The organism is Synechococcus sp. TAK9802, from assembly GCF_014279535.1.
Classification (GTDB): domain Bacteria; phylum Cyanobacteriota; class Cyanobacteriia; order PCC-6307; family Cyanobiaceae; genus Parasynechococcus.
Genome location: NZ_CP047937.1, coordinates 261,946 through 276,539 on the forward strand (window position 1 = coordinate 261,946; position 14,594 = coordinate 276,539).

The 14,594-nt window shown below is 61.0% G+C and carries 19 protein-coding genes, 1 tRNA gene and 1 pseudogene; 10 read left to right on the forward strand and 11 right to left on the reverse strand.

The features are described 5' to 3' along the window. Positions 1-9: 9 nt before the first annotated feature. Positions 10-1,041, forward strand: a complete 1,032-nt coding sequence (crtR, locus tag SynTAK9802_RS01355) for a beta-carotene hydroxylase (RefSeq protein WP_186496933.1) — start codon at positions 10-12, stop codon at positions 1,039-1,041. A 7-nt stretch (positions 1,042-1,048) separates the two neighbouring features. Here crtR and gatC read toward each other — a convergent pair whose 3' ends face one another. Genes gatC through SynTAK9802_RS01375 form a run of 4 tightly spaced genes read right to left on the reverse strand, consistent with a single transcriptional unit; the run spans position 1,049 to position 3,087 of the window. Next, entirely contained in the window at positions 1,049-1,342 is a 294-nt protein-coding gene (gene gatC / locus SynTAK9802_RS01360; protein WP_186496935.1) for an Asp-tRNA(Asn)/Glu-tRNA(Gln) amidotransferase subunit GatC, read from the reverse strand. Beyond that, positions 1,339-2,127, reverse strand: a complete 789-nt coding sequence (locus SynTAK9802_RS01365) for a creatininase family protein (protein ID WP_186496937.1) — start codon at positions 2,125-2,127, stop codon at positions 1,339-1,341. Before SynTAK9802_RS01365 ends, gatC begins: the two co-directional genes overlap by 4 nt. Before the next feature lie 43 nt (positions 2,128-2,170). Continuing rightward, on the reverse strand, positions 2,171-2,314 hold the full coding sequence (locus SynTAK9802_RS01370) for a hypothetical protein (RefSeq protein WP_186496939.1): 144 nt from the start codon (positions 2,312-2,314) through the stop codon (positions 2,171-2,173). A gap of 14 nt (positions 2,315-2,328) precedes the next feature. After that, complete coding sequence (locus SynTAK9802_RS01375) at positions 2,329-3,087, reverse strand: queuosine precursor transporter (RefSeq protein ID WP_186497928.1); 759 nt, start codon at positions 3,085-3,087, stop codon at positions 2,329-2,331. A gap of 28 nt (positions 3,088-3,115) precedes the next feature. Here SynTAK9802_RS01375 and SynTAK9802_RS01380 point away from each other — a divergent pair, with 28 nt between their 5' ends. Next, positions 3,116-3,757 (forward strand): DNA-3-methyladenine glycosylase, encoded by a 642-nt coding sequence (locus SynTAK9802_RS01380; RefSeq protein ID WP_186496941.1) that lies wholly within the window; start codon positions 3,116-3,118, stop codon positions 3,755-3,757. Continuing rightward, positions 3,754-4,803, forward strand: coding sequence for an aspartate carbamoyltransferase catalytic subunit (locus SynTAK9802_RS01385; protein WP_115009533.1), 1,050 nt, complete (start codon positions 3,754-3,756; stop codon positions 4,801-4,803). Before SynTAK9802_RS01380 ends, SynTAK9802_RS01385 begins: the two co-directional genes overlap by 4 nt. Here the strand turns inward: SynTAK9802_RS01385 and SynTAK9802_RS01390 are convergent. From SynTAK9802_RS01390 to SynTAK9802_RS01410, 5 genes and pseudogenes are all read right to left on the reverse strand, one after another. Further along, positions 4,743-5,120: pseudogene (locus tag SynTAK9802_RS01390) on the reverse strand (NAD(P)/FAD-dependent oxidoreductase); the annotation flags it as partial. The gene SynTAK9802_RS01385 and the pseudogene SynTAK9802_RS01390 sit on opposite strands and share 61 nt — an antisense overlap. 176 nt (positions 5,121-5,296) lie before the next feature. Next, on the reverse strand, positions 5,297-5,677 hold the full coding sequence (locus SynTAK9802_RS01395) for a DUF565 domain-containing protein (RefSeq protein ID WP_186496945.1): 381 nt from the start codon (positions 5,675-5,677) through the stop codon (positions 5,297-5,299). Between the two features lie 176 nt (positions 5,678-5,853). Then, a complete protein-coding gene (locus SynTAK9802_RS01400) occupies positions 5,854-6,054 on the reverse strand; it encodes a hypothetical protein (protein ID WP_011363323.1) in 201 nt (66 codons plus the stop codon). A 42-nt stretch (positions 6,055-6,096) separates the two neighbouring features. Next, complete coding sequence (locus tag SynTAK9802_RS01405; RefSeq protein ID WP_186496947.1) at positions 6,097-6,234, reverse strand: hypothetical protein; 138 nt, start codon at positions 6,232-6,234, stop codon at positions 6,097-6,099. A gap of 8 nt (positions 6,235-6,242) precedes the next feature. After that, a tRNA-Ala gene (locus tag SynTAK9802_RS01410) sits at positions 6,243-6,315 on the reverse strand. 45 nt (positions 6,316-6,360) lie between these two features. On the opposite strand from SynTAK9802_RS01410, the gene SynTAK9802_RS01415 reads away from it, so the two are divergent. Together SynTAK9802_RS01415 and coaBC are read left to right on the forward strand one after the other, a co-directional pair. Beyond that, positions 6,361-6,582 carry a DUF2555 domain-containing protein gene (locus tag SynTAK9802_RS01415; RefSeq protein ID WP_114988156.1) on the forward strand — a complete coding sequence of 74 codons (222 nt, stop codon included), beginning with the start codon at positions 6,361-6,363 and terminating at the stop codon, positions 6,580-6,582. Beyond that, positions 6,572-7,870, forward strand: coding sequence for a bifunctional phosphopantothenoylcysteine decarboxylase/phosphopantothenate--cysteine ligase CoaBC (coaBC, locus tag SynTAK9802_RS01420; RefSeq protein WP_186496949.1), 1,299 nt, complete (start codon positions 6,572-6,574; stop codon positions 7,868-7,870). Before SynTAK9802_RS01415 ends, coaBC begins: the two co-directional genes overlap by 11 nt. On the opposite strand, the gene SynTAK9802_RS01425 is transcribed toward coaBC, so the two are convergent. After that, on the reverse strand, positions 7,843-8,148 hold the full coding sequence (locus SynTAK9802_RS01425) for a hypothetical protein (protein WP_186496951.1): 306 nt from the start codon (positions 8,146-8,148) through the stop codon (positions 7,843-7,845). The two genes, coaBC and SynTAK9802_RS01425, sit on opposite strands and share 28 nt — an antisense overlap. Positions 8,149-8,268: 120 nt before the next feature. Here SynTAK9802_RS01425 and SynTAK9802_RS01430 point away from each other — a divergent pair, with 120 nt between their 5' ends. The 5 genes from SynTAK9802_RS01430 to SynTAK9802_RS01450 all read left to right on the forward strand — a co-directional run bounded on the left by SynTAK9802_RS01430 (position 8,269) and on the right by SynTAK9802_RS01450 (position 13,469). Further along, on the forward strand, positions 8,269-9,099 hold the full coding sequence (locus SynTAK9802_RS01430; RefSeq protein ID WP_186496953.1) for a photosystem II manganese-stabilizing polypeptide: 831 nt from the start codon (positions 8,269-8,271) through the stop codon (positions 9,097-9,099). A 105-nt stretch (positions 9,100-9,204) separates the two neighbouring features. Further along, entirely contained in the window at positions 9,205-10,377 is a 1,173-nt protein-coding gene (gene sat / locus SynTAK9802_RS01435) for a sulfate adenylyltransferase (RefSeq protein WP_186496955.1), read from the forward strand. A gap of 44 nt (positions 10,378-10,421) precedes the next feature. Next, a complete protein-coding gene (ftsH, locus tag SynTAK9802_RS01440) occupies positions 10,422-12,272 on the forward strand; it encodes an ATP-dependent zinc metalloprotease FtsH (RefSeq protein ID WP_186496956.1) in 1,851 nt (616 codons plus the stop codon). Between the two features lie 28 nt (positions 12,273-12,300). Continuing rightward, entirely contained in the window at positions 12,301-12,945 is a 645-nt protein-coding gene (locus SynTAK9802_RS01445; RefSeq protein WP_255487802.1) for a bifunctional 4-hydroxy-2-oxoglutarate aldolase/2-dehydro-3-deoxy-phosphogluconate aldolase, read from the forward strand. Between the two features lie 62 nt (positions 12,946-13,007). Beyond that, positions 13,008-13,469 (forward strand): hypothetical protein, encoded by a 462-nt coding sequence (locus SynTAK9802_RS01450; protein WP_186496958.1) that lies wholly within the window; start codon positions 13,008-13,010, stop codon positions 13,467-13,469. A gap of 19 nt (positions 13,470-13,488) precedes the next feature. Here the strand turns inward: SynTAK9802_RS01450 and aroC are convergent, their stop codons facing one another. Further along, the gene (aroC, locus tag SynTAK9802_RS01455) at positions 13,489-14,583 is read right to left on the reverse strand and encodes a chorismate synthase (RefSeq protein WP_186496959.1); all 1,095 of its coding nucleotides are present in this window, start codon (positions 14,581-14,583) and stop codon (positions 13,489-13,491) included. Positions 14,584-14,594: the final 11 nt, after the last annotated feature.

The following is a 14,594-nucleotide window of genomic DNA, read 5'->3' on the forward strand; positions in this document are numbered from 1 at the left end:
GACCTCCGGATGCATCAGAGCACTGCTCAACAACAGCAGCCTCGTCCGGTCGGAATGGGCTATCGCTCTGTTCCGCGCGAATTCGTTGACCCGCCGGCCTTCTGGAACCCCACCGTTGGCCTCTTCTTAGGCGGTTATGCCCTGGCGGCTCTGACCATCTGGGGCTGGTTTGTGGCGGCCTTGCCCCTGCCGGTGCTGCTTTGCACGGGCTTTCTGGCGCTGCACCTGGAAGGGACGGTGATTCATGACGCCTGCCACAACGCAGCCCATCCCAATCGATGGATCAACCAGGCCATGGGCCATGGCTCGGCGCTGTTGCTCGGGTTCAGCTTTCCAGTGTTCACGCGGGTGCATCTTGAGCATCACGCCCATGTGAATGACCCGAAGAACGACCCGGACCACATCGTGAGCACCTTCGGGCCGCTCTGGCTGATCGCTCCGAGATTTTTCTATCACGAGTGGTTTTTCTTTCAACGTCGCCTCTGGCGCCGCTGGGAGTTGATGCAGTGGGGGCTGGAGCGCAGCATTTTTGTGGTGATCGTGCTGGCGGCGGCACGCTTTGACTTCCTGCCGTTCATCTTCAACTGTTGGTTTGCCCCTGCCCTGATGGTGGGCGTGACGCTGGGTTTGTTCTTCGACTATCTCCCGCATCGGCCGTTCACCTCCCGCAACCGCTGGACGAACGCCAGGATCTACCCGGGCAGGCTGATGAACTGGCTGATCATGGGGCAGAACTATCACCTGGTTCATCACCTCTGGCCATCCGTTCCCTGGTTCGAATACAAACCGGCCTATGAGGCGACAAAGCCTCTGCTCGACGCCAAGGGATCTCCCCAACGGTTGGGAATTTTTGAGACCCGCCGGGATGGTTATAACTTCCTCTACGACATCCTTGTGGGAGTGCGCAGCCACAAGCGCCGCCGTGGAAAGATGAGGCGTGCAGCGCGGTTCATGCCCGGTCGGGGGCTGCGTCGCCACTGGCTCGGTTTTGTTGATCGCATCGCGATCAAAACCGAGCCCAAACGTTCGGTGTCCCGCTGATTCGGGTTCAGTCGGCCAGGATTTTCGGAACCCGGAAGAAGTCACCCTCTCTCTGGGGTGCCTGGTTGAGAATTTCGTCCCGAACGGGGGTCGGCTGCACGCCATCGGCCCGGGTGACGTTGGTCACCTCCACGGCTCGGGTGGTTTCCGGAACGCCTTCGGTGTCCACCTGCTGAAGCTGACCCACGTACTCGAGGATCGACTCGAGCTGACCGGTGTAGGTCGCAATCTTGTCCTCGGGCAGATCAAGCCGGGCGAGCTGGGCCACCTTGCGGACGTCGTCGCTGGAAATCTGGCTCATGACTCGCCGAGGAACGTGCGCAGATCCTCGCTCAACGCGGTGGCGGCTGTCTCGAGCAAGGCCTCACCGTGCTGGGCGGTGGCCAAGGAGGGGTGGGACCCCATGCGTCCATCGGGGTGACGGCGCCGGAAGTCGTCCGGTCCATGGATGGGGCCTGCTGGCGCGGGGTCGGGCAGCGGTCGCTGCTTGCTCTGCAGGCTCGGCTCCATGGCGAGGGTGACAGCGATTTCGCTGGGTGTGGCGTGATGGCCTTCTTTGTCGCCATACAGATCGCGCGCCTGGCGCATCACGGGGCCGGCCATGAACCAGTTGGCCAGCCGACAACGCAGCTGCGGGGCAACGGGGAGATTGCGGGTGGCGGCGGTGCCGTGGGCCTGGGCAAAGGCGGCTTTGGCCGTTGCAATGTTGCCGCCGTGGCCATTGATCACGAACACCCGTTCGAAGCCATGCCGGCCCAGGGACAACACCAGGTCGTTCAGAACGGCCAGAAGCGTTGCTGGCTGCAGGCTCATCGTTCCCGCGAAACCAAGGTGGTGTTCCGCCATGCCAAAGGCTTGAGCTGGGGTGACCAAAACGCCTGTGCGACGACCCACCTCAAGGGCCACCGCTTCAGCGGTGAGGGCGTCGGTGCCGATGGCGCCCGTGGGACCGTGCTGCTCGGTGGATCCCAGGGGGAGGATCACCCCCTTGCAGCCTTGGAGGTAGCTCTCCACTTCAGGCCAACTGCGCAGGGCGAGGCGAATGGCGTCCGTGCTGTCGACAGGACCGGGAGTTGCAGCGGTCATTAAGGCTGAACCAGTGACCCGATGATCGCTCAACTCCCGCCGATCAGTGGGCGGTGCCGTTGCCGTCGTACTGATCGGTGTTGTAGTACCCGCCGCGGGTTCCGAAGAACATGCAGGCCAAGGGGAACAGCACGATGCTGGCGAGAAGCACAGTGCCGAGGTTGAAGCTGGAGGTGGCTGCGTCCATCACCTGGCCTGAACTCATCTCATTTTGGAGTGGATGCGCCCTTCATGCATCGATGACGGGGCTTCTGTTGTGAGTTCGCCTTCCTCTTCAGGAATGTCCAGCCACTCCCGCAGCCATCCCGTGAGCCAGATGAAGGGAAGCGTGTCGGTCAACGCCGCCAGCACTTTGAACAGATACCCGCTTCCAATAAAACTGATCAGCTGGGGCAGCACGGACCGTTCCGGCTGCACAGGCAGCACATGGGCCCCGTAATGGCTGATCAGCACCACTGCACTGGTGTCCACCAACTGGCTCACCAGGGTGGAGCCGTTGTTGCGCAGCCAGAGCGCCTTGCCTTTGGTGAGCTGTTTCCAGAAATGGAACAGCCGCACGTCCACGAACTGCGCCGTGAGGTAAGCCACCATCGAGGCGCCAACCGAACCGAAACTGAGCTGCTGAATGGTGCGAAAGGTGGTGTCATCGCTGCCGCTCATGCCCGGCAGAACGCCCCCCAGCCAGAGGATCAGCAGCACCCAGCCGTTGAGCAGCAGCCCGACCCACACCACTTGATTGGCTTTCTGTTCTCCCCAGAGTTCGCTGATTAGATCAGTGCAGAGGAACGTGATCGGGTAAGGCAGTGCGCCAACGGCCACCACGATCGGCCAGCCGCCGATGCTGCCCAGTTGCAGGAAGCGCGTCAGGCCAAGGATGTTGAGCATGCCGAGGGTTCCGAGGAACAAACCCGCCAGCACCAGAAACACCCCATCACGCCGTGCCTGGAGGTTGCTGTCCACAGCCTGCAACGTTCAAGCTGAAACAAGCGTGGCCGCCAGCCGGCAGCCTGTCATCGATTTCGTTTCGCTTCCGCTCAATTTTTTTGCCCGTCCGGCTCAGATCGTGGGCCCCGATCTGGTGGGCTGCAGGTTGGTGAAACGCCAAGCGGATGGAGGTTTGCTGTGGGGCGTGATTGTGGAAACAGAGGCCTATTCCCAGGACGATCCCGCTTGTCATGGCTACCGCCGCCGTTCACCGCAAAACGAAACCCTGTTCGGTGAGCCAGGGCGGTTCTATGTGTATGTCAGCTATGGCATCCACCACTGCGTGAACGTGGTCACCGATCGGGCCGATTGGGCCAACGGCATGTTGCTGCGTGCCGTGGCTCTTCCTGATGAACCGGAGCGGATTGCGGCAGGGCCCGGCCTGCTGGCACGACGTTTCGAGCTTGATCGCTGTGATGACAGCCGTCCGGTGACGGGCGAACATGACGTGTGGATGGCCCCAAGGTCAGACACATTTGCCAGCCAGGATCTTGTGACAACCACCCGGATCGGCATTTCCCAGGGCGCTGCAACCCCATGGCGCTGGTACCTGCGGAGCAGTCGCAGTGTCAGCAGACGAGCTCGGGGCGATCGCATGCCAGCCAAGGCACAGTGCTGGGCGCCATCGCTGGAGTCGTCGTCATGAGTGGCTGGCCGCATCGACACGTGCTGGATCTTGCCTCGTTTTCGCGGGAAGACTTTGCAGCTGTGCTTGAGCTGGCCCAGCGGTTTCGTTCACTGCCCGTCACTGGTGCCCGCAAACTGCCCGCCTTGCAGGGCCGTCTGGTGGCAACGCTGTTCTTCGAGCCCAGCACCCGAACTCGCAGCAGTTTTGAGTTGGCGGCCAAGCGTCTGTCGGCAGACGTGATGAGCTTTTCACCCTCCAGCAGCTCTCTCAGCAAAGGGGAAAGCGTTCTCGACACAGCTCGCACCTACGTGGCCATGGGCGCCGACGTTTTGGTGGTGCGCCACCGTTCCACCGGTGTTCCGCAGCAACTGGCACTGGATCTGCAGCAGATGGGTGAGCGCACCGTGGTGCTCAATGGGGGCGATGGACTTCACAGTCATCCCAGTCAGGGACTGCTGGATCTGCTCACTCTTGCTCGGCATTTCTCGCCCCAGTACCCCATGCCGGAAGCGCTGCAAGGTCGCCGGATTGTGATTGTCGGAGACATCCTTCACTCGCGGGTGGCCCGTTCCAATCTCTGGGCTTTGACGGCCTGTGGCGCGGATGTGGTGTTGTGCGGTCCTCCCAGCCTTGTTCCCGAGGATTTTTCGGCCTTCGTGGATGCTCCGCCCCCGGGTCTGCTGAAGGATCCGGTGCCGCAACGGGGCAAGGTCAGCGTGGTGCGGCGCCTGGAGCATGCGCTGCCGGGCGCCGATGCCGTGATGACCCTGCGGCTTCAGAAGGAACGGATGGGCCAGCAGTTGCTCACCAGCTTGGAGCGCTATCACCGGGACTTCGGGCTGAGCCATGAGCGCATGCAGCTTTGCGGAGAGAACGTTCCCGTACTGCACCCCGGCCCAGTCAATCGCGGCGTCGAATTGAGTGGTTCGCTTCTGGATGACCCGCGCGTCAGCCTTGTGGAAGAGCAGGTCAGGAATGGCGTGCCCACCCGGATGGCCTTGCTCTATTTGATGGCAGCTTCCGAATCCGCAACTGAGGCCTCCTTGGTGTCGAGCAGCTCCTGAGTTTGGGGGAGGCCACTGAGCTGATGGGCGTAGTAATCCATCGCTGCCTTGAGGGCGGCATCGGGTTCTGCGATGGAGGGACCTTTGCCGCTGGCCATCGGGAAGTGGGCATCCTCAGCATCAAGCGCCAGATGCTGGCTGGGCATTCCGGTTAGCAGAATCGAGGCCCGTTGCCGGGTCGCCAGGGCGTACAGCCATTTGATGCTCAAGGTGATTCCGTTCTCTCGGTTGGGGATCAAGGCCAGGTGAACGATGGCCCACAGCAGCAGGCCCAGGCGTCCGGAAAATTTGAAGCCATGCAGGTCGGCCACTGCACTGGCGTGCACCCCTGCAAAGCCTCCGCCGACGATGACCACATGCGGTGCATGGCGTAACCGCTCCGCTGGCGGTTCAAGCTCCAGGAAGTAATGGTTGCTCGCCATTTGCATCCCATCGGATTCTTTCCGAAGGGTATGAATCGCAATCTTGGTGGGCTGTTTTGAACGGTTCTGCTTCAGATCAGCTTGAACCCTTCGAGAAAGAGGCCGTAGAGAAAGCCAATACGACCAAGGTCCAGGAGCTGTTGGGGCAGCTTCAGTGATGGTTCGGAGCTGCGTTGGCGCCGGATCGTGAGTTCAGTGCCAAGAACCACCACAAGCGCAGCCACGGGGTCCATCTGCCCGAGAACGCCTGCCACTGATGTGATGGCGCTACCGATCAAAAAGCCGATGAGTCCGGCAAGGGCCAGCAAGGAAAACCGCCGCCAAGGATTGCGCGCCCATTGATCCAGCCTTTGAAATGCTGCTCCAACGTTGGTTTGCAGCCGGGTGGATTGAAGCCGTCGCACGGCACTGGTTTCAAGGGAAGAGGCAGGGTCGAAACCAGTGATCCCCATCACCCGGCCATGCCCCTGCCAGCCCCTGTTTACACCACCCGTAGGCAACCTGCAGGCATCAGACACTACGGATAGGAGATTTCAATAAAAAAACCCGGGGCAAGCCCGGGCCAGGTGATGGGGATTGGCGCAGCAAAGCCAGAGCTGAGGGCTTTGACAACGGCTTGCGCTGAAAGTTATTTGGACTCAGCCTTCGCTTTTCTGGACGCTTTGCCTTCGAGAAGCTCCAGCAGAGCTTCCATTTGTGCCATCACACCCCGAACTTCGCCCGCTTCGGGAAGAAGGCCGTCTTCCATGACTCCTTGGTGCATCTCGCGCAGCTCTTGGCGGATGTAGCGCAGGTGGCTCACGACCTGCTCGCGCTTCGATTGCGACATCGGCTACGGGGGAGTTCAACACCCCTTTTACCTCATGGGGGGTCAGGTGCGGCGCGATGGGGCGCGACTTATCGCACCGGCTGCAGCCAGGAGTGTGAAGGTGAGCAGGGCTGAAGGTCGTGCCACGGTGCTGAACACCACCAGGACAAACAGGCCGATAAGAAGCAGGCGACGCTGCAAAAGCGCAGTGGAGAATAGGGGATTCGAACCCCTGACCTCTGCGGTGCGATCGCAGCGCTCTACCAACTGAGCTAATTCCCCGGTCAGCCAACGCTAGCCGGCACGGCCTGCGTCAAACTGCCATGAATGGGGTCTGAGGACGGCTCGATGCTTACGCAGGAACGGCTCGAAGCTTTTGACGAGGCCTCGACGGCCGAACTCGCCCGCCGGCTTGAAGAGGATGATTACCCCTCTCCTTTCGACAGCCTTTCGGATTGGCACCTGCTTCGGGCGCTGGCCATTCACCGGCCCGAGCTGATCCTTCCATACCACCATTTGGTGGACCAAGAGCCTTTTGATGAAGACTGAGCAGGCGTCGCCACTGTCGTCGCCACTGTTCGGGCGGCGTGTGCTGGTGGCCGTCAGCGGCAGCATTGCTGCCGTTAAGACGCCCTTGCTCGTCAGCGCGCTGATTAAGGCCGGCGCTGAGGTGCGCTGTCTTGTGACCACCAGTGGTGCTGCCTTGGTGAGTCCCGTGGCGCTCGCCAGCCTCAGTCGCCATCGCTGCTACCTCGAGGCCGACCAGTGGGACTCCGCCTCATCCAGGCCGTTGCACATCGAGTTGGCGGAGTGGGCGGAGTTGGCCATCGTTGCGCCCCTGAGTGCCAGCAGCCTGTCCCGCTGGAGCCAGGGTTCAGCCGACGGTCTGCTCGCCAGTGTTCTGCTGGCCATGGAAGCTCCTGTTATCGCGGCTCCGGCGATGAACACGGCCATGTGGCGTCACCCTGCGGTGCAACGCAACTGGCAGCAGGTTCAATCCTTCCCTGGGGTGATCCCCCTCGTGCCGGCGTCCGGTCTCTTGGCCTGTGATCGCGTCGGCGATGGGCGCATGGCCGATCCGCTGTTGATTGAGTTGGCGGCTGCGTCTGTGTTCAGCCGCGGTTCGGGAATTCCTGACGTGACCCTTGATTGCTCGGGGATGACCGTTCTTGTTTCGGCTGGACCGACGCAAGAGTCGATTGATCCGGCCCGTTTCCTGAGCAACCGCAGCAGCGGCCGCATGGGTGTGTTGCTGGCGCAGGCGGCACGCTTCCGGGGTGCCACCGTTCATCTGGTGCATGGTCCATTGGATCTCCCCGACGCCTGGCTTGAAGGCCTGGAGTGCACTGCGGTGGAGAGTGCCGCCGAACTTGGTTCAGCTCTGCAGTTGGCTCAGCCCGGATCCGATGTGCTCGTCATGGCTGCTGCCGTCGCTGACCTGCGGCGCGATGCCACTCCCTCAAGCAAACTGGCCAAGCAGGATCTTCAGCAGGCACTTGTTTCCGGTTGGGCCGAAGTGCCTGATTTGCTGTCGAATCTGACCCGCCAACGCCGTCCCGGACAGTTGGTTCTCGGCTTCTCAGCGCTCACAGGCAGCGATGCCCATTTGCTGGAGCGGGCTGAAAGCAAGAGGCTGGTGAAAGGCTGCGATCTGATGATGGTGAATCCCGTGGACCGCGATGGTCAGGGTTTCGGGGACCAACCCAATGGAGGCTGGTTGCTTGGAGATGGCTGGAGACGAGAGCTGCCTGTGACGGCAAAGCTCTCTCTGGCCCATCAATTGCTAGATGCTCTGGTTGAGGCTCGGGATCAGGCCGCGGCGTCGATGGAGTCCTGACCGAGCAGATCGATGAAGGTGCGCAGCTGAAGACGAGGGATGTAGGGCCAGCCTCCGTTTTTCTCCATTCCCTGCAGAAGTGTGAACAATTTCTGGCGGTTTTCTGGAAGGCTTTGACGAAACGGACCGTCCTGAACGTCGCGATGCAGGGCCTCCAGCTCACGCAGCAGGGTGAGCAGTGCTTCGGGATTTCCCCTCAACTCCTCTGCCAGCTCGCCCAGGGCGGCCAGTGCCGGAGCCATCCGTCCTTGGGTCGAATCGGGATCGTTGGATGTCACGCGCTTTCGACAAGTTGTTGAGAGCTGCAAAAGGCTAGCCCTGACGTCATTTTTCGCCCTGTAAGATCCAGGTCTGACGGCATTCCGTCCCCATTAGCGTTCAGCCGATCGGCTCCTTCCATGCGCATTCGTCCTCTGCTGGCCGTCGTGCTGGCGCTCTGCCTCGCGTTCTTCACCACGGCCTGCAGTGGCGACAGTGATGCAGTTCAGCGTGGTGGATCCAACGTCACCTACGACGACATCCACAACACCGGCAAAGCCAACGATTGCCCCACGATCGGGGATTCAGCCCGGGGCTCGATTCCTCTGACGGCCGGTGGCAGCTACGAGCTGCGTGAGATCTGCATGCACCCCGTGCAGGTCTATGCCAAGGAGGAGCCCAAGAACATTCGTCAGCAAGCCGAGTTTGTTGAGGGCAAGATCCTTACCCGTTACACCTCCAGCCTCGACTCCGTTTTTGGCGATCTGAAGGTGACGGAATCAGGCCTGCAATTCCAGGAGAAAGGTGGCATCGACTTCCAGCCGATCACCGTTCTGGTGCCCGGTGGCGAAGAGTTCCCCTTCACCTTCTCCAGCAAGTCCCTCAATGCCACTGCTGAGGGTTCGGCTCTGACCACCAGCACCGACTTTGAGGGCACCTACCGCACCCCCAGCTACCGCACGAGCAACTTCATCGATCCCAAGGGTCGGGCTCTGACCACTGGTGTTCAGTACGCCCAGGGTCTTGTGGCACTTGGTGGTGATGACGAGCAGCTCGAGAAGGACAACAACAAGCGCTACATCGATGGTGTGGGCACCATGAGCCTCTCCATCACCAAGGTTGATCCTGAAACCGGAGAATTCGCTGGTGTGTTCAGCGCCATCCAGCCCTCCGACTCCGACATGGGTGGTCGTGAAGTGGTCGACATCAAGATCACTGGCGATCTCTACGGCCGTCTTGAAGAGGCTTGATCGAGGTCACCACAACTGGTTGCAAGGGGGCTTAGGCCCCCTTTTTTGTGGCCCATTGCAGTTCTCCGGCGATCTGGGAGAATCGCCCGATCTTTCCATGCAGCCATGACCGCCAGTGCTTCAGCTCCTGCCCAGCGATCCGGTGTGATTGCTCCCTATGGCGGAACGCTGGTTGATCTGATGGTGGCCGAGGCGGATCGTGCCGCTGTGAAAGCCACGGCGATTAAAACGATCGAGTGTTCCGATCGCAACGCCTGTGATGTGGAGCTGCTGTGTGTGGGTGGCTTCTCTCCCCTGCGTGGCTTCATGCACCAGGAGGACTACGACGCCGTGGTCAGTGGGCATCGTCTGGCTGCTGGCCAGCTGTTCGGTCTGCCGATCGTGATGGACACCGACCGCGATGACGTGGTGGTGGGCGACAAGCTGCTGCTCACCTACAAGGGTCAGGACCTGGCCGTCCTCGAGGTGGAGGACAAGTGGGAACCCAACAAAGTGGCTGAAGCCAAGGGCTGCTACGGCACCACCTCCATCGAGCACCCTGCGGTTCGGATGATCACGATGGAACGCAAGCGCTTCTATCTGGGTGGAAGCCTCCAGGGTCTTGCTTTGCCCGAGCGGGTGTTCCCCTGCAAGACCCCTGCTGAGGTGCGTGCAGGCCTGCCCGAGGGCGAGGACGTGGTTGCGTTCCAGTGCCGTAACCCCATTCACCGCGCGCACTACGAACTGTTCACCCGTGCTTTGCATGCACAGAATGTGAGTGACAACGCTGTGGTGCTCGTTCATCCCACCTGCGGTCCCACTCAGCAGGACGACATCCCTGGTGCCGTTCGTTTCCAGACCTATGAGCGTCTGGCGGCCGAAGTGAACAACGACAGCATTCGCTGGGCCTACCTGCCCTACGCCATGCACATGGCCGGCCCGCGCGAAGCGCTGCAGCACATGATCATCCGCCGCAACTACGGATGCACCCACTTCATCATTGGCCGCGATATGGCCGGCTGTAAATCGTCTCTCACCGGTGACGACTTCTACGGCCCTTACGACGCTCAGAACTTCGCGAAGGAGTGTGCCCCCGAGCTCACGATGGAAACCGTTCCCTCCTTGAACCTCGTCTACACCCAGGAAGAGGGCTATGTGACGGCGGAGCATGCCGAAGCCCGTGGCCTGCACGTGAAGAAGCTGAGCGGCACCCAGTTCCGCAAAATGCTGCGCGGTGGTGAGGAGATTCCCGAGTGGTTCGCCTTCAAGAGCGTGGTTGAGGTGCTCCGCGCCGCCTGAAGACTGAGAACCCGTTTAACATTCCTTTATCTACGAGGCGACCTGTGAACAAGCGTTGGCGAAATATCGGTCTCGGGGCCCTTCTGGTTCTGGCGATCGTTGTGATTGCACCAGCGTTCTTTGGTGGCGGCGGTGGCAGCCAGCCCCAGGTGAACACCATCCGCTACAGCGAGTTCGTTGAGGCGGTGAAGGATGACCAAATCAGCCGTGTGCTGATTTCTCCTGATCAAGGCACCGCCCAGGTGGTTGAAAACGACGGCCGTCGTGCCCAGGTCAACCTGGCCCCCGATCGTGAGCTGCTCGGTTTGCTGACCGAACACAGCGTTGATATCGCCGTGCAGCCCTCCCGTCAGACCCCTGGCTGGCAGCAGGCTGCTGGAAGTCTGATTTTCCCTCTGCTGCTGCTTGGTGGTCTGTTCTTCCTCTTCCGGCGCGCCCAGGGTGGAGGTGGCGGCAACCCAGCCATGCAGTTCGGCAAGAGCAAAGCGCGGGTTCAGATGGAGCCCTCCACCCAGGTGACCTTCACCGATGTGGCCGGCATTGAAGGGGCGAAGCTTGAGCTGACCGAGGTGGTCGACTTCCTCAAGAACCCCGATCGCTTCACGGCCGTCGGCGCCAAGATCCCCAAGGGTGTTCTGCTTGTGGGGCCTCCTGGCACCGGTAAGACCCTTCTCGCCAAGGCTGTGGCTGGTGAAGCAGGTGTTCCCTTCTTCTCGATCTCCGGTTCTGAGTTCGTTGAGATGTTTGTTGGTGTTGGTGCCAGCCGCGTTCGCGACCTCTTCGAGCAAGCCAAGAAAAATGCTCCCTGCATCGTCTTCATCGACGAGATCGATGCCGTTGGCCGTCAGCGGGGTGCAGGCCTCGGCGGTGGTAACGACGAGCGTGAGCAAACGCTGAACCAGCTCCTGACGGAGATGGATGGTTTTGAGGGCAACACCGGGATCATCATCGTGGCGGCCACCAACCGCCCGGACGTGCTCGATGCCGCTCTGATGCGCCCCGGACGTTTCGATCGTCAGGTCACCGTTGACCGGCCTGACTATTCCGGACGTCTACAAATTCTTGGCGTTCACGCTCGCGGCAAGACCCTCGCCAAGGACGTCGATCTCGACAAGGTTGCACGCCGGACACCTGGTTACACCGGTGCCGATCTCGCCAACCTTCTCAACGAAGCCGCCATCCTTGCGGCCCGTCGCGAGCTCACCGAAGTGAGCAACGACGAGATCAGCGATGCCATTGAACGGGTGATGGCGGGTCCGGAGAAGAAGGACCGTGTGATGAGCGAGCGCCGCGCTCGCCTGGTGGCCTATCACGAGGCTGGTCATGCCCTTGTGGGCGCTCTGATGCCGGACTATGACCCGGTTCAGAAGATCTCGATCATTCCCCGCGGTAATGCTGGCGGTCTGACCTTCTTCACCCCCAGTGAAGAGCGGATGGAATCGGGTTTGTACTCCCGGGCTTACCTCCAGAACCAGATGGCAGTTGCCCTTGGCGGCCGTGTGGCTGAAGAGATTGTCTACGGCGAAGATGAGGTCACCACTGGTGCATCCAACGACCTCCAGCAGGTTGCTTCAACTGCGCGTCAGATGATCACCCGCTTCGGCATGAGCGACGAGCTCGGTCCAGTCGCCTTGGCGCGCGCGCAGGGTGGCATGTTCCTTGGCCGCGACATCGCTGCGGAGCGTGACTTCTCTGAGGAAACCGCCGCCATGATCGACAAAGAGGTCTCCGAGCTGGTCGACGTGGCCTACAAGCGCGCCACCAAGGTGCTCGTCGACAATCGAGCCGTTCTGGATGAATTGGCTGAGATGCTCGTTGAGCAGGAGACTGTTGATGCTGAAGAGCTTCAGGAGCTGCTGATTAAACGTGACGTCCGGGTCGCCGAATACGTCTGATTTCGATTCGTCTTCCAACCCTTGGCTGGTGCGGCAGGAGCTCTTGGTGGCATCCCTGCAGCGTCAGCCTCTTTTGTTGGTGATTCGGCCAGAGCCCGACGACCTCGTGGCTTCAGGTTCAGGCTCTGGTTTGTTGGACCTGGTGAAGCAGCTTCACGCCGCAGGACTTCGACATCTCGAAGTGGCCTGGCTTGACCAGCCAGGTTGGATGGGCTTCATGCAACGGGTGCAGGACCATTGCCCTGGACTGAATCTGGGGGCGGCCTCGGTAACGGCCCCCAAGGCGATCAACGATCTATCGCGGCTGGATCTGAGCTACGCCATGGCACCGTGCTGGTGCCCGGAGCTCGTGGAGCAGGCCAGAGAACTTGGTGTCTTGCTGGTGCCTGGGGTTTTCAGTCCCACCGAGGTTCATCAGGCCATGCGGTTCGGCTGTCGTGTCGTCAAGCTGTTTCCCGCTGCCAATCTGGGGCCTTGTTACTGGAGCCGCTTGCAGGCGCCCCTTGGTCTCCTGCCCTTTGTGATTGCCGCTGGTGGTCTCGATGTAAGCGACCTCCCCGTATGGCTGGAGGCTGGGCATGGCGCCGTGGCTCTGGGCCGCAGGGTGGTGGGATCGCCTCCTGCCTTCCAGGCACTTCTCGATTGGTTGCGTCAATCGACAAGCCAGCGTTGACGCCAACGGCTGGTCGACATGCGTCCAAAATGCTACAGATGAGATAGCTATCCAACTGCGTCATGTCGCAGCTCACGATCAAGCTCAGCGACAAGGCCGATGCCCTGATCGCTCAGCTTCAGAAGGAGATTTTCAATCGTCGGCGCAAGAAGGTTTCGGCTGCTGGAGTAGTGGAGACCCTGGTGGAGAGTGGTGCGAAATCGCAGTCTGACAAGCGTTTTGCCACGTCCTGGACGAACCTGATCAAGGACATTGAAAAGGCGGCCAAGCTCTCCTACGCCCATGGCAGCAAGCCATCCACCCTCAGTGATGAGGAGTGGGCCCTGGTGTTGAGTCATCGCAGCCGTGGGACCACCGGTCGTGCACGCCGGACGGTGAAGAAAACGTTGGCTGCCAAGAAGCCAGCCTCAGCCAAGGCTCAGGCCAGCAAAAAGCCCGCCCGTCGCACCCGGACCCGCAGCGCGGCAAAGACGAAAACGGCCGCAGCGGCGGTGAGCTCCAGCTCAGCGGTGGGTTCCGTCTGAACTGATTGAAGGGTGGTGCTTACCAAAGGCTGCATTGCCCCTGCTGCCTCAGCAGGTGATCAGCCAGAACGAGTGCCACCATTGCTTCCACCATCGGTACGGCCCGCGGCAGAACGCAGGGGTCGTGCCGTCCTTTCCCAGCGAGTGTGGTGGCCTTGCCATCGGAATCGATGGTCTGCTGCTCTTTGCGGATCGTGGCTGTTGGCTTGAAGGCCACTCGGATCACAATCGGCTCACCATTGCTGATCCCTCCTTGGATGCCCCCTGAGTTGTTGGTGGCGGTCTTCAGCCGTCCATCGTCGGTCGGCACAAAGGCGTCGTTGTGCTCGCTGCCTTTCAACAGCGTTCCATCGAAACCAGACCCAATTTCAAATCCCTTGGTGGCCGGCAACGACATCACAGCTTTGGCGAGGTCGGCTTCGAGTTTGTCGAACACCGGCATGCCCAGACCAATGGCGGGATGGCGCACCACGCATTCGATCACCCCGCCGCAGGAATCACCCTCGCGGCCAATGGCTTCGATGCGCTCAATCATCCGCTCGGCGATCGCTGGCTCGGGACACCGAACGATGTTGGCCTCCACATCACTCAGCTGAACCTGCTGTGGGTCGATGCCGGAGGCTTCGATGGTGTGGATCCGCTTCACCCAGGCCAGGATTTCAGTGCCTGCTGCTTGTTTCAGAAGTTGTTTGGCGATCGCGCCTGCAGCGACACGGCCGATGGTTTCCCGCGCTGATGCACGTCCACCACCGCTGCGGGCCTGGATTCCATACTTCGCCTGGTAGGTGGCATCGGCATGGGAGGGCCGAAAGGCGACCGCCATGTCCTTGTAATCCCCGGGCCGTTGGTCCTTGTTCCGCACGACCATGGCAATCGGGGTGCCAAGTGTGGTTTCGCCATCCAGCAGGCCACTGAGAATTTCCACCTGGTCCGCTTCCTTGCGCGGTGTGGTGATGTGGCTTTGGCCTGGCTTGCGTCGGTCCAGTTCGGCCTGAATCGACTCAACGTTGAGATTGAGCCGTGGCGGACAGCCCTCAACGATGACACCCACCCCTCCCCCGTGGGATTCACCGAAGGTGCTGATCCGGAAGAGGTCGCCGAAGCTGCTGCCCATGGCCATTGATC